Annotated in this window: 21 protein-coding genes; 8 read left to right on the top strand and 13 right to left on the bottom strand. The window is 74.1% G+C overall.

Translation table 11 applies throughout. The annotated features are described in order from the left end of the window. Nucleotides 1–50: 50 nt before the first annotated feature. Nucleotides 51–644, bottom strand: a complete 594-nt coding sequence (locus tag IAG42_RS06940; RefSeq protein WP_188336148.1) for a histidine phosphatase family protein — start codon at nucleotides 642–644, stop codon at nucleotides 51–53. Nucleotides 645–841: 197 nt separating this feature from the next. On the opposite strand from IAG42_RS06940, the gene IAG42_RS06935 reads away from it, so the two are divergent. Both IAG42_RS06935 and IAG42_RS06930 read left to right on the top strand, forming a co-directional pair. Further along, nucleotides 842–3706 carry a DEAD/DEAH box helicase gene (locus tag IAG42_RS06935; RefSeq protein ID WP_394811193.1) on the top strand — a complete coding sequence of 955 codons (2865 nt, stop codon included), beginning with the start codon at nucleotides 842–844 and terminating at the stop codon, nucleotides 3704–3706. Between the two features lie 157 nt (nucleotides 3707–3863). Further along, complete coding sequence (locus tag IAG42_RS06930) at nucleotides 3864–5189, top strand: SWIM zinc finger family protein (protein WP_188336147.1); 1326 nt, start codon at nucleotides 3864–3866, stop codon at nucleotides 5187–5189. Between the two features lie 14 nt (nucleotides 5190–5203). Here IAG42_RS06930 and IAG42_RS06925 read toward each other — a convergent pair whose 3' ends face one another. After that, nucleotides 5204–5665 carry a hypothetical protein gene (locus tag IAG42_RS06925; protein ID WP_188336146.1) on the bottom strand — a complete coding sequence of 154 codons (462 nt, stop codon included), beginning with the start codon at nucleotides 5663–5665 and terminating at the stop codon, nucleotides 5204–5206. Between the two features lie 95 nt (nucleotides 5666–5760). Further along, a complete protein-coding gene (locus IAG42_RS06920; RefSeq protein WP_188336145.1) occupies nucleotides 5761–6987 on the bottom strand; it encodes a beta-ketoacyl-[acyl-carrier-protein] synthase family protein in 1227 nt (408 codons plus the stop codon). 67 nt (nucleotides 6988–7054) lie between these two features. On the opposite strand from IAG42_RS06920, the gene IAG42_RS06915 reads away from it, so the two are divergent. Beyond that, nucleotides 7055–7690 (top strand): TetR/AcrR family transcriptional regulator C-terminal domain-containing protein, encoded by a 636-nt coding sequence (locus IAG42_RS06915; RefSeq protein ID WP_223205887.1) that lies wholly within the window; start codon nucleotides 7055–7057, stop codon nucleotides 7688–7690. A 27-nt stretch (nucleotides 7691–7717) separates the two neighbouring features. On the opposite strand, the gene IAG42_RS06910 is transcribed toward IAG42_RS06915, so the two are convergent. Then, entirely contained in the window at nucleotides 7718–8815 is a 1098-nt protein-coding gene (locus tag IAG42_RS06910) for a mechanosensitive ion channel family protein (protein WP_188336144.1), read from the bottom strand. Nucleotides 8816–8891: 76 nt separating this feature from the next. Between IAG42_RS06910 and IAG42_RS06905 the strand changes: the two genes are divergently transcribed. Beyond that, nucleotides 8892–9626 carry a class I SAM-dependent methyltransferase gene (locus IAG42_RS06905; protein WP_188336143.1) on the top strand — a complete coding sequence of 245 codons (735 nt, stop codon included), beginning with the start codon at nucleotides 8892–8894 and terminating at the stop codon, nucleotides 9624–9626. Nucleotide 9627: 1 nt separating this feature from the next. Here the strand turns inward: IAG42_RS06905 and IAG42_RS06900 are convergent, their stop codons facing one another. Further along, nucleotides 9628–10836 carry a pyridoxal phosphate-dependent aminotransferase gene (locus tag IAG42_RS06900; RefSeq protein ID WP_188336142.1) on the bottom strand — a complete coding sequence of 403 codons (1209 nt, stop codon included), beginning with the start codon at nucleotides 10834–10836 and terminating at the stop codon, nucleotides 9628–9630. Nucleotides 10837–10916: 80 nt separating this feature from the next. On the opposite strand from IAG42_RS06900, the gene IAG42_RS06895 reads away from it, so the two are divergent. Continuing rightward, on the top strand, nucleotides 10917–11561 hold the full coding sequence (locus IAG42_RS06895) for a winged helix-turn-helix transcriptional regulator (protein ID WP_188336141.1): 645 nt from the start codon (nucleotides 10917–10919) through the stop codon (nucleotides 11559–11561). Between the two features lie 255 nt (nucleotides 11562–11816). On the opposite strand, the gene IAG42_RS06890 is transcribed toward IAG42_RS06895, so the two are convergent. The 3 genes from IAG42_RS06890 to IAG42_RS06880 form a co-directional block, all read right to left on the bottom strand. Continuing rightward, nucleotides 11817–12545, bottom strand: coding sequence for a hypothetical protein (locus IAG42_RS06890; RefSeq protein WP_188336140.1), 729 nt, complete (start codon nucleotides 12543–12545; stop codon nucleotides 11817–11819). Next, on the bottom strand, nucleotides 12545–13840 hold the full coding sequence (locus IAG42_RS06885) for a VWA domain-containing protein (protein ID WP_188336139.1): 1296 nt from the start codon (nucleotides 13838–13840) through the stop codon (nucleotides 12545–12547). The genes IAG42_RS06890 and IAG42_RS06885 overlap by 1 nt, the downstream gene beginning before the upstream one ends. 104 nt (nucleotides 13841–13944) lie before the next feature. Further along, a complete protein-coding gene (locus tag IAG42_RS06880) occupies nucleotides 13945–15183 on the bottom strand; it encodes a Rossmann-fold NAD(P)-binding domain-containing protein (RefSeq protein ID WP_188336138.1) in 1239 nt (412 codons plus the stop codon). 108 nt (nucleotides 15184–15291) lie between these two features. Between IAG42_RS06880 and IAG42_RS06875 the strand changes: the two genes are divergently transcribed. Further along, entirely contained in the window at nucleotides 15292–16206 is a 915-nt protein-coding gene (locus tag IAG42_RS06875; RefSeq protein ID WP_188336137.1) for a HipA family kinase, read from the top strand. A 212-nt stretch (nucleotides 16207–16418) separates the two neighbouring features. Here the strand turns inward: IAG42_RS06875 and aceB are convergent, their stop codons facing one another. After that, nucleotides 16419–18041, bottom strand: coding sequence for a malate synthase A (gene aceB / locus IAG42_RS06870; protein WP_188336136.1), 1623 nt, complete (start codon nucleotides 18039–18041; stop codon nucleotides 16419–16421). A gap of 221 nt (nucleotides 18042–18262) precedes the next feature. Then, nucleotides 18263–18862: a nucleotidyltransferase family protein gene (locus tag IAG42_RS06865; protein ID WP_188336135.1), complete on the bottom strand. Its 600-nt coding sequence runs from the start codon at nucleotides 18860–18862 to the stop codon at nucleotides 18263–18265. Between the two features lie 167 nt (nucleotides 18863–19029). Between IAG42_RS06865 and IAG42_RS06860 the strand changes: the two genes are divergently transcribed. Next, entirely contained in the window at nucleotides 19030–19332 is a 303-nt protein-coding gene (locus tag IAG42_RS06860; protein ID WP_188341222.1) for a DUF5955 family protein, read from the top strand. A 142-nt stretch (nucleotides 19333–19474) separates the two neighbouring features. On the opposite strand, the gene yczR is transcribed toward IAG42_RS06860, so the two are convergent. Then, nucleotides 19475–20941 (bottom strand): MocR-like transcription factor YczR, encoded by a 1467-nt coding sequence (yczR, locus tag IAG42_RS06855; protein WP_188336134.1) that lies wholly within the window; start codon nucleotides 20939–20941, stop codon nucleotides 19475–19477. 91 nt (nucleotides 20942–21032) lie between these two features. On the opposite strand from yczR, the gene IAG42_RS06850 reads away from it, so the two are divergent. Further along, complete coding sequence (locus IAG42_RS06850; RefSeq protein ID WP_188336133.1) at nucleotides 21033–21536, top strand: universal stress protein; 504 nt, start codon at nucleotides 21033–21035, stop codon at nucleotides 21534–21536. Nucleotides 21537–21649: 113 nt separating this feature from the next. On the opposite strand, the gene IAG42_RS06845 is transcribed toward IAG42_RS06850, so the two are convergent. After that, entirely contained in the window at nucleotides 21650–22273 is a 624-nt protein-coding gene (locus tag IAG42_RS06845; RefSeq protein WP_188336132.1) for a response regulator, read from the bottom strand. Further along, nucleotides 22270–23448, bottom strand: a complete 1179-nt coding sequence (locus IAG42_RS06840; RefSeq protein ID WP_188336131.1) for a sensor histidine kinase — start codon at nucleotides 23446–23448, stop codon at nucleotides 22270–22272. The genes IAG42_RS06845 and IAG42_RS06840 overlap by 4 nt, the downstream gene beginning before the upstream one ends. Between the last annotated feature and the right edge of the window lie 28 nt (nucleotides 23449–23476).

Genomic DNA, 23476 nt, shown 5'->3' with positions numbered 1-23476 from the left:
CGGCCACGCCGACAGTGCCGACCATGCTGCCGGGGCCGTCGGGCTCGGGGTCAGGGCCGCAGGTTCCAGCCCGCGATCACCGGACGGCCGTGCTCCGTGCTGATCCGGCTCACGGTGCCGGTCGCCAGCAGGAAGTGCGCGCCCTCGGACGCCGACAGGCCGAGGCGCCGCGCGGTCAGCACCCGCAGGAAATGGCCGTGCGCGACGAGCACGACGCTGCCCTCGTTGTTCGCGAGCGCCGCGTCCACCTTCGACAGCATCCGGTCCGCACGCGCCCCCACCTGCTCCGGCGTCTCGCCCGGATGCTCCGGCGGACCCGGCGCCACCCCGTCGTCGAACAGGAACCAGCCGGGCCGGGTGCGATGGATCTCCAGCGTCGTCACGCCCTCGTAACCGCCGTAGTCCCACTCGCACAGGTCCGGGTCCACCACGGCCTGGTCCAGGCCCGCGAGCTTCGCGGTGTCCCGGGCGCGCCGCATGGGGCTCGTGAACACCGCCCCCACGTGGTAGCTGCCGACGAGCGGCGCGACCCGGCGCGCCTGCTCCCTGCCGTTCTCCGTGAGCGGGATGTCCGTCCAGCTCGTGTGCCGTCCGTTCAGCGCCCATTCGGTCTCGCCGTGCCGGACGAGGAGCAGATCACCCAAGGTTCACGCCTGTTCATGAGGTCTCGTGCAGGTCCGGGGCCATTCTCCCCGGTCCGTGCTCCCCGGCGCGGACCGGGGAGCGCGGACCGTGATTGTCAGACCCGGCCCGTAAGGTCGTACGGGTCGTGGAGACCGGGCCGCACGGGACGCGGACCGGACGTGAGCAGTGAGCAGTGACCAGGAGGAGGTGACGTGGCGTGACACCGCCGGAGCCGCAGGCCGTGGGCGCGGAGGTCGCCGCCGTCTTCCTGCCCGCGCCCCTGCCGCGCGAGGGCCGCATCGCCCTCTGGTGCCCGGACGGCGCCGGGCCGCCCGGCGCCGACGCGGAGATCACGGTGGTGCGGCCGCACGGCACCGGCGTGCGCTCGCGCAAGGTCCCCGCGCGCGTGCTGTCCGTTGCCGACGCGCTGCCGCTGCTCCTGCGCGCCCGCCGCACCCGTGCCGCCCACCCCGCCACCGCCGCCTGGGGCGCCGCCGCCGCGCACGCCCTGCACCTGGTCGCCCGCGGCCGGATGCTGCCCGGACTCACCGCCTCCGACCACGACGCCTGGCGCGCGGGCCCGCTCGACGAGGACGACGTCGCGCAGATCCGGGGCATCGCCGCGGCCCTGCCGCCCGAGGGGTACGCGACCCCGCTCCCGGGCCGCCGCCCGCTGCGGCTGCCGGAGCCCCAGGCCCTCGTACGCGCGTTCCTCGACGCCGTAGCCGACACGCTGCCCCGCACCCCGGCCGCGGCGCACGCGGCCGGCGCGCCGTTCGCCGCGGCCGCCGCCCAGTACCTCCCGCACGCGCGCCCCTGGGCCGTCGAGGCGGCCGCCGGGCTCGACGCGGGGGTGAAGGTCTCGCTCCGGCTCGACCTCGCGCAGCACGCCCTCTTCGACGCGGCCGAGGAGGACGCCGCGCCCGAGGAGGCGGGGGAGCGGCGCGCCGGAGCCGCCGTCGTCCAGGTCCACAGCCTCGCCGATCCCACGCGCGTCGTCGACGCCGCCGCCCTGTGGGCCGGGGACGCCGACGAGCACTTCGGACCGCGCGCCCGGATCGACGCCGTGCTCGCCGTGCGCCGTGCCGTCGCCGCCTGGCCGCCGCTCGGCCGCCTCCTGGAGCAGGACGTGCCCGACGTCCTCGCCCTGAGCGAGAGCGAGCTGATCGACCTCCTCGGGCCGGGCGCCGCACGCCTCGCGAAGGCCGGGGTCGCCGTCCACTGGCCGCGCGAGCTGGCCCGCTCCCTCACCGCCACCGCCGTCGTACGGGCCCAGGCCGCGCCGGGCTCGGCGACCGACGGCACCCCGTTCTTCGACAGCGACGAACTGCTCGCGTTCAACTGGCAGCTGGCGCTCGACGGCGACCCGCTCACCGAGCGGGAGATGGACCGGCTCGCCGAGTCACACCGCGCGGTGGTCCGGCTGCGCGACCAGTGGGTCGTCGTCGACCCCGACCTCGTGCGCAAGGCCCGCAAGCGCGAGCTGGGCCTGCTCCAGCCCGTCGACGCACTGGCCGTCGCGCTCACCGGCGAGGCCGAGGTCGACGGCGAGCGCGTCCCCGCCGTGCCGACCGGTCGCCTCGCCGAGCTGCGCGACCGCCTCACCCGCGGCCTCGACACCGTCGAGCCGCCCCCGGGCCTCGCCGCCACCCTGCGCGACTACCAGCTGCGAGGCCTCGCCTGGCTCGACCTCATGACCTCGCTGGGCCTCGGCGGCTGCCTCGCCGACGACATGGGCCTCGGCAAGACCGTCACCCTCATCGCCCTCCACCTGCGCCGCGCCCGCCCGCACCCCACCCTCGTCGTCTGCCCCGCCTCCCTGCTCGGCAACTGGCAGCGCGAGATCGAGAAGTTCGCCCCCGGCGTCCCCGTGACCCGCTTCCACAGCAGCGCCCGCACGCTCGACTCCAGCGGCTTCGTCCTCACCACGTACGGCACCGTCCGCACCCGCGCGGCCGAACTCGCGGCGCACACCTGGGGCATGGTCGTCGCCGACGAGGCCCAGCACGTCAAGAACCCGCATTCGGCGACCGCGAAGGCGCTGCGCACCATCGACGCCCCCGCGCGCGTGGCCCTCACCGGCACCCCGGTGGAGAACAACCTGTCGGAGCTGTGGGCCCTGCTCGACTGGACGACCCCCGGACTGCTCGGCCCGCTCAAGGCGTTCCGTGCCCGGCACGCGCGCGTGGTCGAGGGCGAGGTCCCGCTCCAGGGGCACGGCGGCACGGACCCGGAGGCGATCGAGCGGCTGGCCCGGCTCGTCCGCCCGTTCATCCTGCGCCGCAAGAAGTCCGACCCCGGCATCGTCCCCGAGCTGCCGCCCAAGACCGAGTCCGACCACCCGGCCCCGCTCACCCGCGAACAGGCCTCGCTGTACGAGGCCGTGGTCCGCGAGTCCATGGCGCAGATCGAGGCCGCCGAGGGCATCGGCCGCCGCGGCCTCGTCATGAAGCTGCTCACCTCCCTCAAGCAGATCTGCAACCACCCGGCGCAGTACCTGAAGGAGGCGGAGGCCGAGGACAGCAGGCCCCGGCTCGCCGGCCGCTCCGGAAAGCTCGCCCTGCTCGACGAACTCCTCGACACGATCGTCGCCGAGGACGGCTCGGGCGGTTCCGTCCTCGTCTTCACCCAGTACGTGTCCATGGCCAAGCTGCTCGCCACCCACCTGGCCACGCGTGCGATCCCCTGCCAGCTGCTGCACGGCGGCACCCCCGTCGCCGAGCGCGAGCGCATGGTCGACCGGTTCCAGGCCGGTGAAGTGCCCGTCTTCCTGCTGTCGTTGAAGGCCGCGGGCACCGGGCTCAACCTCACGCGCGCGGGCCACGTCGTGCACTTCGACCGCTGGTGGAACCCGGCGGTCGAGGAGCAGGCCACCGACCGCGCCTACCGCATCGGACAGACCCAGCCCGTCCAGGTCCACCGGCTCATCACCGAGGGCACCGTCGAGGACCGCATCGCCGAACTCCTCGCGAGCAAGCGAGCCCTCGCCGACGCCGTGCTCGGCTCCGGCGAGGCCGCGCTCACCGAGCTGTCCGACCGCGAGCTGACCGACCTGGTCTCCCTGCGCCGGGACGCGTCATGAGGGCGCGGGCGAAGCGCACGGCCATGGGCGCGCACAAGAAGGGAGCCGACGTGGGCGCGCGGGAGAGCCGCACCGTCATGAGCGCGCACCGGAACCGAACCGTCAGGGAAGCGCACGGGAAGCCAACAGCCTTGAGCGCGAAGGGAAGTGCCCCCTCATGAGCCCCGCCCGCGCCCGGCGCCCCGCCGCGCACGTCCCCGGCCGCGCCCGAGCCGGTGAGCAGGCGCAGGCCCGGCACACCGACACCCGCCGCACCTTCCCGCCGCTGCCGCCCCGCGCCCGGCCGAGCACCGCCTTCGCGCTCACCTGGTGGGGCAACGCGTGGGTGGACGCCCTGGAGGACACGGCCCTCGACCCGGCCCGCCTCGCCCGCGGTCGCGCCTACGCCGATCGGGGTCACGTCGACGCGATCACCGTCACGCCCGGCCGCGTCGTCGCGTACGTGCACGGCTCGCGCCCCCGCCCCTACCGGGCCGAACTGCGGCTGCGCACCCTGCCGGACGAGGCCTGGGAGCGTTTCCTGGACACCGCGGTCTCCCGCCCCGACCACATGGCGTCCCTGCTCGACAAGGACGTGCCGCACGCGCTCGCCGCCACCGCCGACCTGCTGCCCGCCGTCGACGACCTCACCCCCGAGTGCACCTGTCCGGACCGCGCGCACCCGTGCAAGCACGCGGCGGCGCTCTGCTACCAGACGGCGCGGCTCATCGACGAGGACCCGTTCGTCCTCTTCCTGCTGCGCGGACGCGGCGAGCAGGAGCTGCTCGCCGACCTGACCCGGCGGCACGCCACGCACACGGCGCGCGAGCAGCAGGAGTCGGAAGCGGAGGCCTCGGGGCCGGACCTCGACTCACGCCCCGCCCGCGACGTGTTCGCGCAGGACGCGGCGCGACTGCCCGCCCTGCCGCCGGAGTTCCCGCCGCCCGCCCACCCCGAGCGCCCGCCGTCCTACCCGCAGGCGCCCGGCGCCCCGGACCCGCTCGCCCTCGACCTCCTCGCCACGGAGGCGGCGGCCCGCGCCCACGCCCTGCTCACGACGGGCGTCGACCCGCTCGCCGGATTCACGCCGTGGCAGGACGCGGTCCGGCTCGCCGCCGCACACCCCGGCTCCGGCCTCACCGCGGCGACCCGCACCCTGTACGCGTCCCTGGCCCGCGGCACCGGCCGCACCCCCGGCGACCTCGCCCGCGCGGTCGCCGCCTGGCGTCAGGGCGGGTTCGCGGGCCTCGGCGTCCTGGAGGAGGAGTGGGACCCGCCGGCCGGGCCTTTCGACCGCGCCCGCCCCGCGCTCCTCGCCACGGGCCACCCCGAGTTCCGCCCCCGCCGCAACCGCCTGTCGACCCCGTCCCTCCAGCTCCGCCTGGGCCGCGACGGCCGCTGGTACGGCTACGAGTCCGACCCCGGCCGCGAGGACTGGTGGCCCCGCGGCGAGCCGTCCCCGGACCCGGTGGCGGCACTCGACTCGCTGCTCGGCCTCACCTGATCACCGGTCACCGGTCACCGGTGCACGGTCGGTCCGGCGCGGGTGACGAACGTGTCGAGGGCCGCCTTCGCCTCGCGGGAGCGGCGGTCGCGGTCGGCCTCGTCGGTCGCCTCGTGCATGCAGTGCGTGAACTGGAAGGCCCGCGCGGCCAGTTCGCGCAGTGCGGGGTCCGCGCAGACCAGCTGGACGCGGGTGAGCGCGGCGCGGGCGGCGATCCGGGCCTCGTAGGAGGCGAAGCGGGAGGCGTCGGCGGTACTGCCGGGGCCGTCCTCGTGGGCCCGGTACCAGCGGTCGTTCTGGGCCCGCCGGTAGTCGTGCAGCTCTCCGGCGAACGCGCTGTAGCAGGAGATCCGCTCCTGCCGCATCTGCTCGGCCCGCGCCAGTTCGGCGCTGCGCACGGTGGCCCGCCCCTGGAAGAAGTGCGTGACCACGGACCCCAACAGCGTTCCCAGCACGGCAATCAGCGCCGCTTCCATCGCCTCGCACCCCTCGACTCACCGATCGACTCACCGAACACCGGCCGGCACGAACTCAACCCGATCGGTCCCCCGCTGTCGAGTGTGGACGGAACCTAGGGCCGGCGCAGGACGAGGGACACGTTCTGCCCGCCGAAGCCGAAGGAGTTGCTCAGCACGGCCTCCTGGGGGACGTCGCGGCGCTCCGTGACGACATCGAGGCCGATGGCGGGGTCGACGCCGGACGGGGTGAGGTTGCGGGTCGGTGGGATCACGCCGTCCCGCACGCTGAGGGTGGCGACGAGCGCCTCGATCGCGCCCGCCGCGCCGAAGAGATGGCCGAGCGCCGCCTTGGGCGCGGTCACGGTGGCGCGGCCCAGGACCTCCCGGATCGCGCGCGCCTCGGCGGCGTCACCGACCGGCGTCCCGGTGGCGTGCGCGTTGACGTGGCCGATCCGCTCCGGGGCCAGACCGGCCTGGGCGAGGGCCTTGCGCATGGCCGAGACCTGGCCGGCGCCGTCGGGGGCGGGCGCCGTGATGTGGTGGGCGTCGGCGGCGATGCCGGCCCCCGCGAGCACCGCGTGGACGCGGGCGCCGCGCGCCTCGGCGTGCTCGGCGCTCTCGAGGACCAGGACGGCGGCGCCCTCGCCGAGGACGAAACCGCTGCGGTCGACGGCGAACGGCCGGGACGCGGAAGCGGGTTCGCCGGTGTGCCGCGACAGCGCCTGCGCCTGCGTGAAGCCCGCGACGGTGATGGGGGTGAGCGCGGCCTCGGTGCCGCCCGCGATGACGACGTCCGCCTCGCCGGCCCGGATGAGCCGGGCGCCCAGCGCGATCGCCTCGGCCCCCGAGGAGCAGGCCGAGACGGGCGTGTAGGCGCCGGCCCGGGCGCCGTACTCGATGCTGATCAGCGCGGCCGCCGCGTTCGGCATGAGCATGGGCACCGTGCGCGGCGAGACACGCCGGGTCCCGGCCGCCTCCAGGATGTCGTCCTCCTTCAGCAGCGTCCGTACACCGCCGATGCCCGTGCCGATCGCCGCCGCGAGCCGGTCCGGGTCGGCCTGCGGGGCACCGGCGTCGGCCCAGGCCTCCGCCGCCGCGGTGAAGGCCGCCTGTTGCGAACGGTCGAGCCGCCTGGCCCGCGCCGGGGGCAGCGACACGGCGGGATCGGCCGCCATCGGGCCCGCCGGGACGTCGGGCAGGCCGATGTCCTCGTGGCCGGGAAGGGCGCCGCCGCGGATGCCGGACGCGCCGGCGAGCAGGGCCTCCCAGGTGGACGCGACGTCCGCCCCGAGCGGTGTGATCGCGCCGAGTCCGGTCACGACGACTTCGGTCCGGTGCATGCGCTTCGACCTTTCTTGTATGCGATACAAACGAATGAAGCCATGTTGTATCACATACAATTCCGGGGTGGAGAAAGCGGAGAAGGCGAAGAAGCAGCCCACCGGGGCGCGACAGGCCGCGGCCCGGCCGCGCGACCGCGGGCGCGCGACCAAGCGCAAACTGATCGAGGAGACGGCGCGGCTCTGCGAGGAGCGGCCCGGCGCCGAGGTGAGCGTCGCGGAGATCGCGGCGGCGGCGGGCGTCTTCCCGAACCAGGTCACGTACCACTTCGGGTCCAAGGACGCGCTGCTCGTGCACGCCGCGTTCCTCGGCCTGCTGCACGACGCCCGGCGCATCGAACGCATCGGACGGCAGGCCCCCGACGCGGCGGCGTTCCGGCGCAACATCGCGCGCGCCGTCCTGGCCATGCCCTCGCTGCCGTCGGTCGCCCGCGCCCTGGCCGCCGGGATCTCCAAGCCCGAGCTCGCGCCCGTGGTCGACCAGCACCTCCAACTGCTGTTCCGGCAGTCGGAGCGCTATGTGAGCCGGCTCGCCGAGACACGCGGCTGGAGCGCCGGCCGGCCGTTCGACGTGGAGGCCAGGACCTTCTGGAGCACCGCGCTCGGCGCCGTGCTGCTCGTCCGCGCCGGCGCCCACGGCACCAACGCCGACCTCGACCTCGCCGGAGCCCTGACCGTCCACGACGGGCCCGGCGCCGGCTGACCCGGCGTGGCCGCCGGAAGGGCGGGGTCAGCCCCGGCCGGTGCGGGGCGGGCGGCCGTCGCGGCTCAGGGAGACGACCGAGTCCGTGTCCGGAGGAAGGACGGCCGCGGCGGTGTTCACGCGCGGGAGGGCGTAGGGGTGCTGGTCGGCGAGCCAGCGGACCAGGTGCTCGCGGACGGTGACGCGGACCGTCCAGATGTCGTCCGCGTCCTTGGCGGTGACCACCGCGCGGACCTCGAGCGTGCTCGGCGTCGTGTCGGTGACGGCGAGGCCCCAGTTGCGGCCGTCCCAGGCCGGGCACTCGCGCAGGATGTCGTGCAGCTTCTCGCGCATCGCGTCGATCGGGGCGCTGTGGTCCAGGTGGAAGAAGACCGTGCCGGTCATCTGGGCGCCGCCCCGCGACCAGTTCTCGAACGGCTTCGACGTGAAGTACGAGACCGGCATCGTGATCCGCCGCTCGTCCCAGGTGCGGACGGCGAGGTAGGTCAGGGTGACCTCCTCGATGGTGCCCCATTCGCCGTCGACCACGACGGTGTCACCTATCCGCACCATGTCGCCGAACGCGATCTGGAACCCGGCGAACAGATTGCCCAGCGTCGACTGCGCCGCGACACCGGCGACGACGCTGATGATGCCCGCGGACGCGAGCAGCGAGGCACCCGCCGCGCGGAACGACGGGAACATCAGGAGCATCGCGGCGACCGCCACCACGCCGACGACGGCGGTCACGATCCGCTGGATGAGCGTGATCTGCGTGCGCACCCGCCGGACCCGCGCCGCGTCGCGGTGCTGGTCGGCGTAGCGCGTGTAGGACGACTCGACGATCGCCGTCGCGATCCGCACGACGAGCCACGCGGTGGCGCCGATCAGCACGAGACTGAGCACCTGGCCGATGAACGCCGTGTGGTCCCGGGCGATCCGCGCCTGGTCGTACGAGCCGCGCAGCAGGGCCGAGCACAGCACCAGTTGGTACGGGAGCCTGCAGCGGCGCAGCAGATCCCACAATGGGGTCTCCGGGTGGCGCCGGTCGGCGCGTTGCAGCAGACGGTCGACGGCCCACCCGACGAGGAGTGTGAGCACGACGGAACCGCCGAGGACGATCAGCGGGCGCAGTACGTTCTCCATCCCCCGACCGTAACCCGCCCCCGGAACGGCTCGTTCAGCCCCCCTCGGGTTCCGGCCGGCCCCGTAGGCTGCCTCGATGGATCGTCCGACGGGCACGACGGAGAACGACTACGACCGGTTCGCCGAGGTGTACGCCGAGGCCACCGAGCACAGCCTCGCGAACGCCTACTACGAGCGGCCGGCCGCGCTCGGCCTCGCCGGTGACGTCACCGGCCGCCGCGTCCTCGACGCCGGCTGCGGCGCGGGCCCGCTGTCCGCCGCACTGGCCGAACGCGGGGCGCGGGTCACGGGCATCGACGCGAGCGCCGCGATGATCGCGCTCGCCCGCCGCCGTCTCGGGGACCGCGCCGGCCTGCACGTGGGGGACCTGCGCGACCCGCTGCCCTTCGGCGACGGCGCGTTCGACGACGTCATCGCGTCCCTGGTACTGCACTACCTGGAGGACTGGGGGCCGACCCTCGCCGAACTGCGCCGCGTGCTGCGGCCCGGCGGCCGGCTGATCGCGTCCGTGGACCACCCCTTCGTCGCGTATACGCACCCGGGCGCGCGGCCCGACTACTTCGCGACCAGCAGCTACACCTTCACGTGGGAGTTCGGTGGCCGGAGTCTGCCGATGCGGCTGTGGCGCAGGCCGATCCACGCGATGACCGGGGCCTTCGCCGCCGCCGGCTTCCGCGTCACCGCCCTGAGCGAGCCGCGGCCCGACCCGGCCGCCCGCGCGCTCTTCCCCGACGGCTACGACAAGCTCACGACGCAGCCCTGCTTCCTCTTCTTCGTCGTGGAGGCGGTCGGCGGACCCGGCGGGCGGTGACCTACTGCCGGTAGCCGCTCAGGAAGCGGCCGATGCGGCTGATCGCGGCGTCGAGGTCGTCGGCGTGGGGGAGGGTCAGGATGCGGAAGTGGTCGGGGCGCGGCCAGTTGAAGCCCGTGCCCTGCACCACCTGGATCTTCTCCCGCAGCAGCAGGTCGAGGACGAACTTCTCGTCGTCCACGATCGGATGCACGGCCGGGTCGATGCGCGGGAACGCGTACAGCGCGCCCTTCGGCTTGACGCAGCTGACGCCCGGGATCTCGTTGAGCTTCTCCCACGCCTTGTCGCGCTGCTCGTGCAGTCGGCCGCCCGGCGCGGTGAGTTCACGGATCGACTGGCGTCCGCCGAGCGCGGCCTGGATGGCGTACTGGGCCGGCGCGTTCGGGCACAGGCGCATGGAGGCCAGCATGGTCAGGCCCTCCAGGTAGCTCCTGGCGTGCTGCCGCGGGCCCGTGACGACCAGCCAGCCCGATCGGAAGCCCGCCACCCGGTACGTCTTCGAGAGCCCGGAGAAGGTGAGCACGACCAGGTCGGGGGCGAGGGCGGCGGCGCTGTGGTGCACCGCGTCGTCGTACAGGATCTGGTCGTAGATCTCGTCGGCGAACACCATCAGGCCGTGCCGGCGGGCGAGGTCGAGGATGCCCTCGACGATCTCCTTCGGGTAGACCGCGCCGGTCGGATTGTTCGGGTTGATGATGACGACGGCCTTGGTGCGGTCCGTGATCTTCGCGGCCATGTCGTCGAGGTCCGGGTACCACTCGGACTGCTCGTCGCACAGGTAGTGCACGGCCTTGCCGCCGGACAGCGTCGTCACCGCCGTCCACAGCGGGAAGTCCGGGGCGGGGATCAGGACTTCGTCGCCGTCCTCCAGGAGCGCCTGTACGGCCATGGAGACCAGCTCGGAGACGCCGTTGCCGAGGAACACGTCGTCGACGCCCACCTCCAGGCCGAGCGCCTGGTAGCGCTGGGCCACCGCGCGGCGGGCGGACAGGATGCCGCGCGAGTCGGTGTACCCGTGCGCCCGCGGGAGCATCCGGATCATGTCCTGGACGATCTCCTCCGGCGCCTCGAAGCCGAAGAGAGCGGGGTTTCCGGTGTTGAGACGCAGCACGCTGTGGCCGGCCTCCTCGAGCGCGTTGGCGTGCTCGATCACCGGGCCGCGGATCTCGTAGCAGACCTCGCTCAGCTTGCTCGACTGCCGGAACTCCATGTGCGTGCCTCCTTGCTGGGGTACTTGGTTTTACCAAGCTGGAGCTTGGAAAGTCCAACAAGTTGCATAGACTGCCGGTCATGAGCCGCCGAAGCTACGACCAGTACTGCGCCGCCGCCCGCGCTCTCGACGTCGTCGGGGACCGCTGGACGCTGTTGATCGTGCGGGAACTCCTCGCCGGGCCGCGCCGCTACACCGACCTGCACGCCGATCTGCCCGGCGTCAGCACGGACATGCTGGCCGCGCGGCTCAAGGACCTGGAGCGGGACGGGGTCGCCGTGCGCCGCCGCCTCGCGCCGCCCGCCTCCTCCTACGTGTATGAACTCACCCCGCGCGGACGCGAGTTGCTGCCCGTGCTGCAGGCGCTCGGGGAGTGGGGCGGGCCGCTGCTGGCCGAGCGCCGGGCCACGGACGCGGTCCGGGCCCACTGGCTGGCCCTTCCCGTGCTGCGCGGACTCGCCGGGCTGGGGGAGAGCGGGGTCGTGACCGTCCGGGTCGACGAGGGCGAGTTCTTCGTACGGGTCGGTCTGGACGGGGACCCGTACGGGGAGGGCGTGTTCGGGGGCGGCGAGGCGGATGTGCGGCTGGTGCTGGACGCGGAGGTGGCCGGGGCGATCGCTCGCGGTGAGCGGGATGTGGTCGCGGCCGCGCGCGAGGGAGCGGTGACCGTCACCGGCACCGGGGCCTTGGCGAAGGCGCTCATGACCGACCCTTCGCGCGCCTGACGGGGGTGGGTCGGCAAATCAAGCCCCTCCGGCGATTGAGGAGCGGGGTCTGGGGCGGAGCCCCAGGGGGTGCCGCCGTTGGGGCTTGTGATTTCGTCGCCGGGTGCGGGCCGTTGGGGCTTCTCGCGCAGTTCCCCGCGCCCCTGAAGGCGCACTTCGTGCGCCCCAGGGGCGGCGTACGGCGCTCTCTTTGCCTGCCCGACGGGGGCGGAGCCCCTGGGAGGCGCGTTTTGTGCGCTCCCAGGGGCGTTGATCTCAGGCCCGGCGGGGGCGGGTCAGGACGTAGCCCCAGATGCCGGCCAGGGCGGCGAGCGCCGCGCCGAGCGCGGTCCAGAGCCAGCGCGTGGTCCACCACGGGGAGGACCAGTCGTGGTCGTCCGGGACGCCGGGCGCGACCAGGGGCTCGGACAGGGCACCGTCCACCGCCGCGGCCGCGCCGATCTCCTTCGACGTCGCCTCCAGCGACGCCGACACCGGCAGACCGAGGTCCGCGTCGTCGAGCCCCGTCACCGTGAGCCGCACGTAGTAGGAGCCGGGCAGCGGGTCATCGGCCCACGGCTCGGACCAGGCCCGCACCGTCCGCAGCGTGCAGGCCAGTTCGACCTTCGCCGCGTCCGCGGGCACCGTGCGCGCCTGCGTCCCGTACATGCACGACTGGCGGCGCCGCAGCCCGTCGTACACGTCGATCCGCCAGCTCTGCGCCCCGTGCCGGGCCTGCGCGTCGGGGAGTGCGACGCTCGCCCGGACCGTCGGGCGCTGCCCGGCGTCCGCGGGGAACGACCAGTACAGGTAGTCGCCGGTCGACGCGCTCGCGGTCGGCTTCTGGCCCTGCTCGAACGGGGTCGCCGTACGGAACGACGTGCCCGCCTCGGTCGGCGCCTTCTGCTCCGCGTCCTCGTCGTCGGCCACCGCGGGGCCCGCGAACGCCAGCAGGGACATCAGTCCGCCCAGCAGGGCGCCCGTCAGAATTCGTGCGCGTCGCATCAGTTCGTCCTCCAGACGGCCACCCGCCAGCGCGACAGCCAGCCCCAGATCACGCCGGTGAGGAACCCGGCCACGACGAGCGCGCCGAGCAGCCACCAGCCGCGTCCCAGACCGAACGCCGCCACGTCGGAGGAGCCGTCGGGCCCGTCCACGACGTCGACCGTGAGCTCGACCGGGAGACCGGGCGTGGTCTTGACGGAGGCCGGAGCGGAGTAGGAGTTGGACACCTGGAGGCACACCGTCTCGGCCTGCGGCTCATCGGTGCCGTCGGAACCGGAGTCGGAGTCGGCGTCCGGCTTCGGGTAGCGCAGGCCCGTCGAGACGACGTCCGTGCGTCCGTCCCCGGCACCCTGGCCGCGTACGATCTCCCGGCCGTGCGTGGTGACGGCGCGCAGCAGCACCCCGTAGTCCCGGTTCACGGCCCGGTCCGCGGCGACGCTCACCGCGGCGCGCAGCTCCTTGCCGGGCTCGACGTCGACCCGGTAGTAGCGGTGCTCGCCGAACTTCTCGCGGTCGGTGTACAGGCCGGGCTTGAGCTGCGGGGCGCTCGCGCACTGCGCCGCGCCCTCGACGGCGACCGGCGTCACGACCGGGTCGGCGGCTCGGTCGACCAACTGGCCGACACGGTCGGTCAGTTCGTCCTTGTGACGGACGGAGGTGTACGTGCCGCCGGTGGCGTCCGCGATGCAGGACAGCTGTGCCCGCGTCTTGGCGTCGGCGACGAGGCCGAGCGTGTCGATGGTGAGGCCGATGCCCTTCGCCGCGATCTCGCGGGCCACCTCGCACGGGTCGAGGGGCTGGCAGGTGTCCTCGCCGTCGCTGATGAGGACGATCCGGCGGGTGCCGTCACCGCCCTCCAGGTCGTCGGCCGCCTTCAGCAGCGCCGGGCCGATCGGCGTCCAGCCGGTCGGCCGCAGCGTCGCCACGGCGGTCTTCGCCTCGGTGCGGTCCAGCGGGCCCACGGGGTAGAGCTGCGCGGTGTCCTTGCAGCCCGTCTTGCGGTCCTCGCCGGGATAGTTCGCACCGAGGGTGCGTATGCCGAGCTCGACCTCCTCGGGCGTCGCGTCGAGCACCTCGTTGAACGCCTGCTTCGCGGCGGCCATCCGGGAGTCGCCGTCGATGTCGCGGGCCCGCATGGACCCGCTGACGTCCAGGACGAGTTCGACCTTGGGGGCGGGCTTGTCCCCCGCGGGCTCGTCGGCGGCCGCCGCGCTGCCGACGGGACCGAACCCGCCGAGGGCGACGGCGGCGAGCAGGGCGCTCGCGCCCGCCGCCAGCCGTTTTCTAGTGATCATCGGCGGATCCTATGGAGCCGGGCGCGTCGATGCCAAAACGGCGACCGGGTTCTGATAGGGGATCAGCCGCTTTGCGTCCCGGAGGACTTCGCGCGCCCCCGCCGTCAGCCGGTGCGCCGCGTGAGACTGCGCCCGCCGAACGCGCCGGAACCGTCCAGCCCGCCCCACCACTTCTCCAGCTCCGTACGGTCCATGTCCCCCCAGCGCGGGGTCCGCTCCACCAGTTCCCGGCCGAGCCGGCGCCCGAGCGTCACCATCGTGCGGCCCACCGCGGCCCGGTCGGCGTCGTACGCGGCGAGCGCGGCGGACAGGGTGGACGTCCCGGACATCGCCGCCTCCAGGGCCGTCGCGTCCTGCAGCGCCTTCACCGCTCCCGCCCCGGTGTGCGGCCGGGCCACCGTCGCCGCGTCGCCCGTCAGCGCCATCCCCGGCGCCGTGTACCGCGCCGCCGTGAAGTCGTACAGCGGCTGAAGGATCAGCTCCTCCGGCGTCGTCTGCCGGACCAGGTCGCCCCAGTACGGGGGCAGCAACTCCGCGGCGACGTACGCGAGATGATCGCGCAGCGGCGCGGGCGCGGTGCCCGGCGGCAGGCTCACCGGGGAGTCGGGCGCCGGGGCGTGGCCGGGCGGCGGCGTCGTGTACAGCACCCAGTTGGCGTGCCGTCCGCCGCCGGACCCCTCCGGGATGCGGTACACGATCAGATGGCCGCCCGGGAAGACGACGTACGCGCACTCGTCCTCGGGCCAGAGGCCGGGCGCCGCGAGCCGCTCGACCGGGAACGCGCCGCGCCACGCCGTGTACCCCGCGTACTCGGGGCGTACGTCTCCGCAGGCCGCGGCCCGCACCACCGAGCGGTAGCCGTCCGCGCCGACCACCAGGTCGAACCGCTCGGGCGCGCCCGTCCCGGTCCGAAGGAGCACCCCGTCCCCGTCCGGATCCGCGGCCACCTCCCGCACCGGCGAACCCGACCGCACCTCCACGTCCGCGGGCACCCGGCGCCGCAGCTCCCGCCACAGGGAACCCCAGTTGTACGCGCGGAACGGGAACGGGGTCGTCCACAGGTCGCGGCCCAGCGGCGAGAGGGCCGCGTCGTCCCGCACGTACCAGCGCCGCCGCCTCATCTGGACCCACGGCATCGACGCGTCGACATAGCCGGACGCGGCCAGCTCGGCGTACCGGTCGTCGTGCAGGGCCACACCGACGCCCCGCGCGTCCAGGGGGCCGGTCGCCCGCTCGTGCACGGTCACCGCCCCCGCACCACCCCGCCGCAGCGCCAGCGCCGCGGCACATCCCGCGATGCTGCCGCCCACGACGGCGACGGACGGACCCTGACCCCTGCGCATGCCCACTCCCTGCGGTCGACGACACCGCGCGTGATCATTCCAGCCCCGCGCCCCTGCCGTGCGGAAACCGACAGGAACCGGCCGCGTTCCCTGATCTACAGTGGCGATGTGCTGCGCGAAGTGACTGCCGTCCGCTATCTGAACCCCCTGCACACCGGAGGTTCGGTCCCCGGTGTGGTCGAGGCGGACGACCTCGGCACCTACGTCCTGAAGTTCACCGGCTCGGCACAGGGCGTGAAGGCGCTCGTCGCGGAGATCGTGGTCGGGGAGCTCGCGCGACGGCTCGGACTGCGCTTCCCCGAGCTCGTGCTCGCGCACTTCGACCCGGCCGTCGCCGCGGACGAGCCGCACCAGGAGGTGCAGGACCTGCTGCGGGCCAGCGCCGGGATCAACCTCGGCATGGACTTCCTGCCGGGCGCCGCCGACTTCACGCCCGAGATCGCCGGGGTGTTCCCTGTCGACCCGCTGGAGGCCGGGCGGATCGTCTGGCTCGACGCGCTGACGGTCAACGTGGACCGCACCGTCCACAGCTCGAACCTGATGGTCTGGCCCACCTTCGGCACGGCGCAGCCGCGCCTGTGGCTCATCGACCACGGGGCGGCGCTCGTCTTTCACCACCGCTGGGACGGGGCCGCGCCGGAGAAGGCGTACGACTTCCGGCATCACGCGCTCGGGGTGTACGGGCCCGACGTGCGGGCGGCCGACGCGGAGCTCGCTCCGCGGGTGACCGAGGAGATGCTGCGGGAGGTGCTCGCGCTGGTGCCGGACGCGTGGCTGGTGGACGAGCCCGGATTCGACGGGCCCGAGGCGGTGCGGGGCGCGTACGTGGACTTTCTGCTGGCCCGCGCCCGCAGCTCGGCCTCCTGGCTGCCGACGGAGTTCCCGTCGCGGGACGAGTTGGCCGCCGCCGATGCGCGGCGGGCTGCCGCCATGGAGCGGGATCGTCCGGCCTGGCTCAAGCGGGTCCCCGACCTTCACGGCAAGCCGGGGGCGGAACAGGACTGGTCGGTTCACCTCGGCTGAGCGGGCGCGGATGCGTCTGCCGGGTGCGCTCCCGTGGCGGCTCTCCCGGCGTCGTGGCTGGTCGCGCCGCATTTCCCCGATGAGATCGCGCACGAAGTGCGCATCTCAGGGGCGCGGGGAACTGCGCGAGAAGCCCCACCGGCCCGCAGGCGCCGACGCCACGCAAAGGCCCCCGGCGCTGTGCGGTGCCGGGGGCCTGAGTCGCGGGTGGATCAGCGGAGCTGCTCGTACGCGGGGAGCGTCAGGAAGTCCGCGTAGTCGGCGTCCAGGGAGACCTGGAGGAGCAGGTCGTGGGCCTGCTGCCACTTGCCGGCCGCGAAGGCCTCCTCACCGATCTCGGCCTTGATCTTCGCGAGCTCCTCGCCGGCGACCGTGCGCGCCAGCTCGGCGGTCGCGGGCTGCCCGTTCTCGAAGACGACGCCCGCGTTGATCCACTGCCAGATCTGCGAGCGCGAGATCTCGGCGGTGGCGGCGTCCTCCATCAGGTTGAAGATGGCGACGGCGCCGAGGCCGCGCAGCCACGCCTCGATGTAGCGGATGCCGACCTGGACGGCGTTGACGAGACCGTCGTACGTGGGCTTCGCGTCGAGCGAGTCGATGGCGATGAGGTCGCCGGCGGCGACGGAGACGTCCTCGCGCAGGCGGTCCTTCTGGTTCGGCTTGTCGCCGAGGACCTTGTCGAAGGACGCCATCGCGATCGGGACCAGGTCGGGGTGGGCGACCCAGGAGCCGTCGAAGCCGTCGCCGGCCTCGCGGTCCTTGTCGGCGCGGACCTTCTCGAACGCCACCTTGTTGACCTCGGCGTCCTTGCGGGACGGGATGAAGGCCGCCATGCCGCCGATGGCGTGGGCACCGCGCTTGTGGCAGGTGCGCACGAGCAGCTCGGTGTAGGCGCGCATGAACGGGGCGGTCATCGTCACCGCGTTGCGGTCCGGCAGGACGAACTTGGAGCCGCCGTCACGGAAGTTCTTGACGATGGAGAACAGGTAGTCCCAGCGGCCGGCGTTCAGACCCGCGGCGTGGTCGCGCAGCTCGTAGAGGATCTCCTCCATCTCGTACGCGGCCGTGATCGTCTCGATGAGGACGGTGGCGCGGACGGTGCCCTGCGGGATGCCGACGTAGTCCTGGGCGAAGACGAAGATGTCGTTCCAGAGGCGGGCCTCCAGGTACGACTCCGTCTTCGGGAGGTAGAAGTACGGGCCCTTGCCGAGCTCGATGAGGCGCTTGGCGTTGTGGAAGAAGTACAGGCCGAAGTCGACGAGGGCGCCGGGGACCGGCTTGCCGCTCTCGTCCACCAGGTGGCGCTCCTCGAGGTGCCAGCCGCGCGGACGCATCACGACGGTCGCGAGCTGGTCGGCGTCCTTGAGGGCGTACGACTTGCCGGTGCGCTCGTCGGTGAAGTCGATGGTGCGGTTGTAGGCCGCGGTCAGGTTCAGCTGACCACCGACGACGTTCTCCCAGGTCGGGGCCGAGGCGTCCTCGAAGTCGGCCAGCCACACGCGGGCGCCCGAGTTCAGGGCGTTGATCGTCATCTTGCGGTCGGTGGGGCCGGTGATCTCGACGCGGCGGTCGTTCAGCGCGGCCGGGGCCTCGGCGACCTTCCACGAGTCGTCGGCGCGGATCGCGGCGGTCTCGGGGCGGAAGTCGAGCGTGGAGGTGCGGGCGATCTCGGCGCGGCGCTCGGCGCGGCGGGCGAGGAGCTCGTCACGCCGGGGCGTGAACAGCCGGTGCAGCTCGGCCACGAAGGCGAGGGCCGCATCGGTGAGCACCTCGTCCTGCCGGGGCAGGGGCTCGGCGTCGACGATGGCCAGCGGGGACGGCGCTGGTGCGGACATGAGGCTGTCACTTCCTTCAGCGAACGGACGCGTGCGGCACCGAGTGCCGGGGCGCCTGGGTATGGCTGCTGGCCCCGCTTCCGGGGACCGGCCCTTCTGAGAAGTGGATACTAGTTTCCTTATCGTGGAAGTTCAAGGTTTGTTGATGTCGAGATTCTCTGAGTCGACAGAACGTGGCGCTCGGTGCCACGTCCTTCACTCAAGGTGGCTGTACGGGGCAGCTACTCGAGATGGCCGAGATCCGCCTCGGTGTCGATGTCGTAGGCCTCCGCGACGTCCCCGCACTCGACGAGCTCCACAGCACCACGGTGCTCCTTCAGATAGGCGCGCGCACCGCGGTCGCCGGTCGCGCTCGCCGCGATCCCCGCCCAGTGCTCCCGCCCGAACAGCACCGGATGCCCCCGTTCCCCGTCGTACGACGCCGCCGCCAGGGACGCCGGAGAGCGGTACGCCTCCCGGACGCGGGCCACCGCCGCGGCCCCGATGCCCGGCTGGTCCACCAGGAGGACGAGCGCCGCGTCGGCGCCGCTCGCCGCCAGCGACTCCAGGCCCGCCCGCAGCGAGGACCCCATGCCCTCGGCCCACTCCGGATTCGTCACCGTCGTCACCCCGTCGAGCCGCGCCCGCTCCCGTACGGTGCCGGCCGCCGCCCCGAGTACCACGTGCAGCGGACCGCAACCGCCCGCGCGCAGCACTTCGAGGGCGTGCTCCACCAGCGGCCGGCCGCGATGCGTCAACAGAGCCTTCGGGCGTCCACCGAGCCGCCGGCCACCGCCCGCCGCCAGAAGCAGCCCCGCCACCTGCGCCTTGTTCGTCGTCATGGCCCCTGCATACCGCACCCGATGAGGTTGCCTTGCGCAACGGGCTGGCGGAGCGGCGATGTGTGGCGTTAACTGGGCGCCCACAAAGCCCGGTTGAGCTTTTTGGGTGACGTCCGCCAGGGGTGCACGCACAACGATGTGCGAGGGGGAGAGCTGTGTTGCGGAGCGTGGAGCAGGGGCGGGTGACGGGCAGCGGCGAGGATCCGCGGGTGGCCGAGCTGCGGACCGCGGTGTCCCGGCTGCGGCGTGAACTCGCCGGGTACGCCGTGGAGTTCCCGGATCGGGGGATCGCGGAGGACGAGTTGGCGGCGCTGGACGCGATGGCTCGGGGCGGGGTGCCCGAGGTTCCCCGGTTACGGCGGTCGCTGCTGCTCGTCGCCGGGGCCGTCGGGTCGGTCTCGGCGCTCTCCGCTGCGCTGGCTCAGGTGCGGGGGGCTGTGGAGCTGTTCGGCGGCCCGCCGCGGGGCTGAACGTCTCGTCGCCGGGTGACACGTACGTCGTGGCTGGTCGCGCAGTTCCCCGCGCCCCTGAAGGGGCACACTCCGTGCGCCCTCAGGGGCGCGGGGAACTGCGCGAGAAGCCCCACCGGGCCGCACCCGGCCACGAGGCGGGTCAGGCCACCCACGGGGGCCGGCTCGGGGCGAGGTCAGCTCCCGCCAGCCCCTCGGAGAGTCCCGTCGCGATACGCCGGATCGCCTCCTCCGCCACCTCCGCCGGCTGCGTGTAGGGAAACCGCAATCGATGCTCGAAGGTCCCCGGATCCGCACCGAAGCGGGACCCCCCTTCGATCCGCACCCCGTGCCGGAGCGCCCCCTGTGCGAGCGCCGACGCGATCGGCCGCCCCAGATCGACCCACAGCGACAGACCCCCGGCCGGCAGCCGCCACCGCCACTCGGGGAACGCCTCCCCGAGCCGCTCCACGAGATGATCCCGCTGCGCCCGCAGGATCGGCAACCGGCGCCGCAGAATCTCCTCCTCCCGCTCCAGCAGCCGCCCCGCGACCAGCTGATCGAGCACCGAGCCCGACATGTCGGCCGTCACGCGGAGCGTCGTGAGTTCGGTGATGAGCCGCGTCCCCGCCCGCACCCAGCCGACCCGCAGCCCGCTCCAGTGCCCCTTGCTGAGCGAGCCGACGGTGACGATCTGCTCCCCGCCGCCGCCCGTGGCCAGCGCCCCGAACGGCGGCGGCGTCGGCACGTCCAGCGCGATGTCCGCCACCGTCTCGTCGATGACCAGCCAGGTGCCCGTCGCCCGCGCCGCGGCCAGCAGCCGCTGCCGGGTCCCGGGCGGCATCACGCGGCCCGTCGGGTTCTGGAAGTCGGGGATCAGGTAGGCGAGCCGGGGCGTGCCCTGCCGCAGCGTCGCCTCCATCAGCTCGGAGTCCCAGCCGTCCGCCGACACCGGTACGGGCACCGTGCGCAGGCCGAGCCGCCGGATCACCGACAGCGCGTTCGCGTACGAGGGGTTCTCGACCATGATCCGGTCGCCGGGCCGGCCGAGCAGCGTCAGAGTCAGGGACACCGCCTGCTGGGCGCCGGTCGTGACGAGGATCTGGTCGGGCAGCGTCGGCAGCCCGCGCCGCGTGTACCGCTCGGCGATGGCGGCCCGCAGCTCGGGCAGCCCGTACGGGTGGTAGCCCGCGGTCTCCGCGTGCCGGGTCACGTCGGGCGCCGCAGCCGTGTAGGCCGCCGACAGCTCGTCCGCGATCGCGCCCGGCGCGGCGATCGCGAGGTCGATCACGTCGTCGCCCGCCGCCGGGGTCGCCACGCTCGTCGGCCGCACCCCGTCCGGGAGCTCGGTCCAGGTGCCGGCGCCGCGCCTGCTGCGCGCGTACCCGCTCTCCCGCAGCAGGTCGTACGCGGCGGTCACGGTGGCCCGGCTCACCCCGAGCGCCGCCGCGAACTCGCGCTCCGCGGGCAGCCGTGCGTGCAGGGCGATCCGGCCGTCGAGCAGCAGCGTCCGCACGCCCTGGGCCAGAGCCCGGTAGCCGGGGCGCTCGCCCGTCACCCCCGTCACGAGCGTGCCGAGCCGTCTGCTGCCCAGCACGACCGCCGAGCCGTCCACACCGCCACCTGCCATGCCACATCTCCGATATTGGCCCTGCCGTCCAGGCCAATCAGCCTACAGAATCCCGTCCAGTGGCCTGGGCGGGAGCGAAGGAGACAAGGGCATGGAGACCGGCAGGAGCGGGCGCGTCGTGGTCGGCGTCGGAGGATCGGCGGCGAGCCTGGGGGCGCTGCGGGTCGCCGCCGCGGAGGCGGGGCGGTCGGGGCGGGCGCTCGTCGTGGTGCTCGCCTGGGAGCCGCCGGAGGGGGAGGGGCTGTACCGGCGCTGGCCCGATCCCCAGTGGGCGCGGCACTGGTTCGGGGAGGCCCGGCGGGAGCTGGCCCGGGCCGTGGAGCGGGCGCTCGGCGGGGTTCCGGTGGGCCTGGACGTGGAGCTCCGGGTGGTCCGCGAGCGGCCCGCGCCCGCGCTCCTCTCCTTCGCCGACCAGCCCGACGACCTCCTCGTCCTCGGCGTCCGGCCGCACCGAATGCGGCGGGGGAGGGTCGTCCGCGGGGTGCGGCGGGGGGCGGTGTGTCCGGTGCTGACGGTTCCGCTCCGCTCGGTTCCGCGGGCCCAATTGCGTGCCCTGCGCCGGGCGACTCCGTCGGACTTCGACCTGAGTGGCTGAGAGCTCGGTCCGGCCCGTCTCGTCGGCGGCCGCGGCCCGGTGGGGCTTCTCGCGCAGTTCCCCGCGCCCCTGAAATGCAGACCCTTCGGGTCGCATTTCCCCACCCGCCACCGCTACGGCCGCAGCAACCCCTGCCGCGTCGCCCGCGCCACCGCCGCCGTCCGCGACTCGACCCCGAGCTTCGCGTAGATGTGCACCAGATGGGACTTCACCGTCGCCTGGCTCAGGAAGAGCTGACCCGCGATCTCCGCGTTGGACAACCCGTCCCGTACGAGCTGAAGAACCTCCAGCTCCCGCCGGCTGAGCGCCTCCGACGGCGCCCGCATCCGGTCCATCAGGCGGAGCGCGATCGCCGGGGCCAGCGCCGACCGCCCCGACGCGGCCGTCCGCACCGCAGCCGCCAGCTCCTCCGGCGGAGCGTCCTTCAGCAGATAGCCGGAGGCCCCCGCCTCGACCGCCGCCAGAATGTCCGCGTCCGTGTCGTACGTCGTCAGGACCAGGACGCGCGGCGCACCGTCGAGCGCGGCGATCCGCTGCGTGGCCTCCGCCCCGTGCATCCCCGTGCCGAACTGCAGGTCCATCAGGACGACGTCGATCCCGCCCGCACCGGCCAGCTCGACCGCCCGCTCCGCCGTGGCGGCCTCCGCGACGATCTCGAAGTCCGGCTCCGCGTCGAGCACGGCCCGCAGTCCGGCCCGTACGACGGGATGGTCGTCGGCGAGCAGCAGCCGGATCACGCGTCACCCCCGACTGGCACCGGCAGGGTCACCGCGACGGCCGTGCCGCGCCCGGGCGCCGACTCGACCGTGAACGTGCCGCCGAGCTCCCGCACCCGCGCCCGCATCGCCGGCAGGCCGAAGCCGCCGTCGCCGGACACCGCCCGTTCCGGATCGAAGCCGTCGCCGTCGTCCACCACGTCCAGGGCCACCGAGGTCTCCATGAAGCTGAGAGTGATCTCCGCGCGGCGCGCGTGCGCGTGCCGCACCGTGTTGCCGAGCGCCGACTGCGCGATCCGCAGCAGCGCCACCTCGTACGGGGTCGGCAGCTCCAGCGGTGTGCCGCTCACCGTGCACCGGGCGGTCAGGCCCGGCGCGGTCGCGCACAGCCGCTCCAGCGCCCCGGCCAGCGAACCGTGCGCCAGATCCGGCGGCGTGAGCGCCCGTACGAAGCGGCGGGCCTCGGCGAGATTGTCCTGCGCCGCCGCCCGCGCCTGCTCGATGTGCGCGGCGGCCGGGGAGTCCCCGGGCAGGTCGCGCTGGGCCGCGCGCAGCAGCAGCTGGATCGAGGACAGGCCCTGCGCCAGCGTGTCGTGGATCTCGCGGGCGAGCCGCTCCCGCTCCGCGAGCGTGCCCGCGGCGCGCTCCGCGTCGGCGAGCTCGGCCCGGGTCGCGATCAGCTCCTCGATCAGCCGCCGTCTGCGCTCGCTCTCCCGGTACAGAGCCTGATAGCCGAGCACGGTCGCGACGGCGACGGCGGCCCCGAGCAGCGGCCCGATGAACGCGCCCGGGTTCACCGCCCCGTCGTGCCCCACGTACGAGGCGATGGCCGCGCCCGCCGCGAGCACCACCGCCGGGACCGCCCAGCGGGCCGGCAGCAGATGCAGCAGCAGGAAGTACAGGGGGAAGGCCAGCCACAGGGCGTCGGGGGACAGGACGAGCAGCACCGCCCACACCGTGCCGAGCGCGGCCAGCCAGACGGCGGCACCGGTGCGGGCGCCGCGTACGGCCGGCACGAGGGAGCCCGCCGCGTAGACGCCGCCCATCACGACGGCGACGGCCACCACCGCCCCGGCCGGCTCGTCCGACCGTCCCGTGGCCGCGCGGACCACGACGAGCGCGAGCAGCCCCGCCGTCAGCAGGTGCAGGCAGAGGCGCAGGACGCGCAGGGCGGGGGTGAGTGAACGTGGATCCATACCGCTCACCAGCGTACGGAGCCGGACG

Source organism: Streptomyces xanthii (genome assembly GCF_014621695.1).
GTDB lineage: Bacteria > Actinomycetota > Actinomycetes > Streptomycetales > Streptomycetaceae > Streptomyces > Streptomyces xanthii.
The sequence above is the reverse complement of the archived record's forward strand: the minus strand, read 5'-3'. Positions and strand labels throughout refer to the sequence as shown.

Coding starts and splice junctions, on each gene's coding strand:
- IAG42_RS06920 (WP_188336145.1), bottom strand. CDS start 6,987: ATGCACCGGACCGAAGTCGTCGTGACCGGACTCGGCGCGATCACACCG.
- yczR (WP_188336134.1), bottom strand. CDS start 20,941: ATGGCAGGTGGCGGTGTGGACGGCTCGGCGGTCGTGCTGGGCAGCAGA.
- IAG42_RS06865 (WP_188336135.1), bottom strand. CDS start 18,862: ATGACGACGAACAAGGCGCAGGTGGCGGGGCTGCTTCTGGCGGCGGGC.
- IAG42_RS06890 (WP_188336140.1), bottom strand. CDS start 12,545: ATGCGACGCGCACGAATTCTGACGGGCGCCCTGCTGGGCGGACTGATG.
- IAG42_RS06900 (WP_188336142.1), bottom strand. CDS start 10,836: ATGGAGTTCCGGCAGTCGAGCAAGCTGAGCGAGGTCTGCTACGAGATC.
- IAG42_RS06895 (WP_188336141.1), top strand. CDS start 10,917: ATGAGCCGCCGAAGCTACGACCAGTACTGCGCCGCCGCCCGCGCTCTC.
- IAG42_RS06925 (WP_188336146.1), bottom strand. CDS start 5,665: ATGGAAGCGGCGCTGATTGCCGTGCTGGGAACGCTGTTGGGGTCCGTG.
- IAG42_RS06885 (WP_188336139.1), bottom strand. CDS start 13,840: ATGATCACTAGAAAACGGCTGGCGGCGGGCGCGAGCGCCCTGCTCGCC.
- IAG42_RS06840 (WP_188336131.1), bottom strand. CDS start 23,448: ATGGATCCACGTTCACTCACCCCCGCCCTGCGCGTCCTGCGCCTCTGC.
- IAG42_RS06930 (WP_188336147.1), top strand. CDS start 3,864: ATGAGCCCCGCCCGCGCCCGGCGCCCCGCCGCGCACGTCCCCGGCCGC.
- IAG42_RS06850 (WP_188336133.1), top strand. CDS start 21,033: ATGGAGACCGGCAGGAGCGGGCGCGTCGTGGTCGGCGTCGGAGGATCG.
- aceB (WP_188336136.1), bottom strand. CDS start 18,041: ATGTCCGCACCAGCGCCGTCCCCGCTGGCCATCGTCGACGCCGAGCCC.
- IAG42_RS06910 (WP_188336144.1), bottom strand. CDS start 8,815: ATGGAGAACGTACTGCGCCCGCTGATCGTCCTCGGCGGTTCCGTCGTG.
- IAG42_RS06880 (WP_188336138.1), bottom strand. CDS start 15,183: ATGCGCAGGGGTCAGGGTCCGTCCGTCGCCGTCGTGGGCGGCAGCATC.
- IAG42_RS06905 (WP_188336143.1), top strand. CDS start 8,892: ATGGATCGTCCGACGGGCACGACGGAGAACGACTACGACCGGTTCGCC.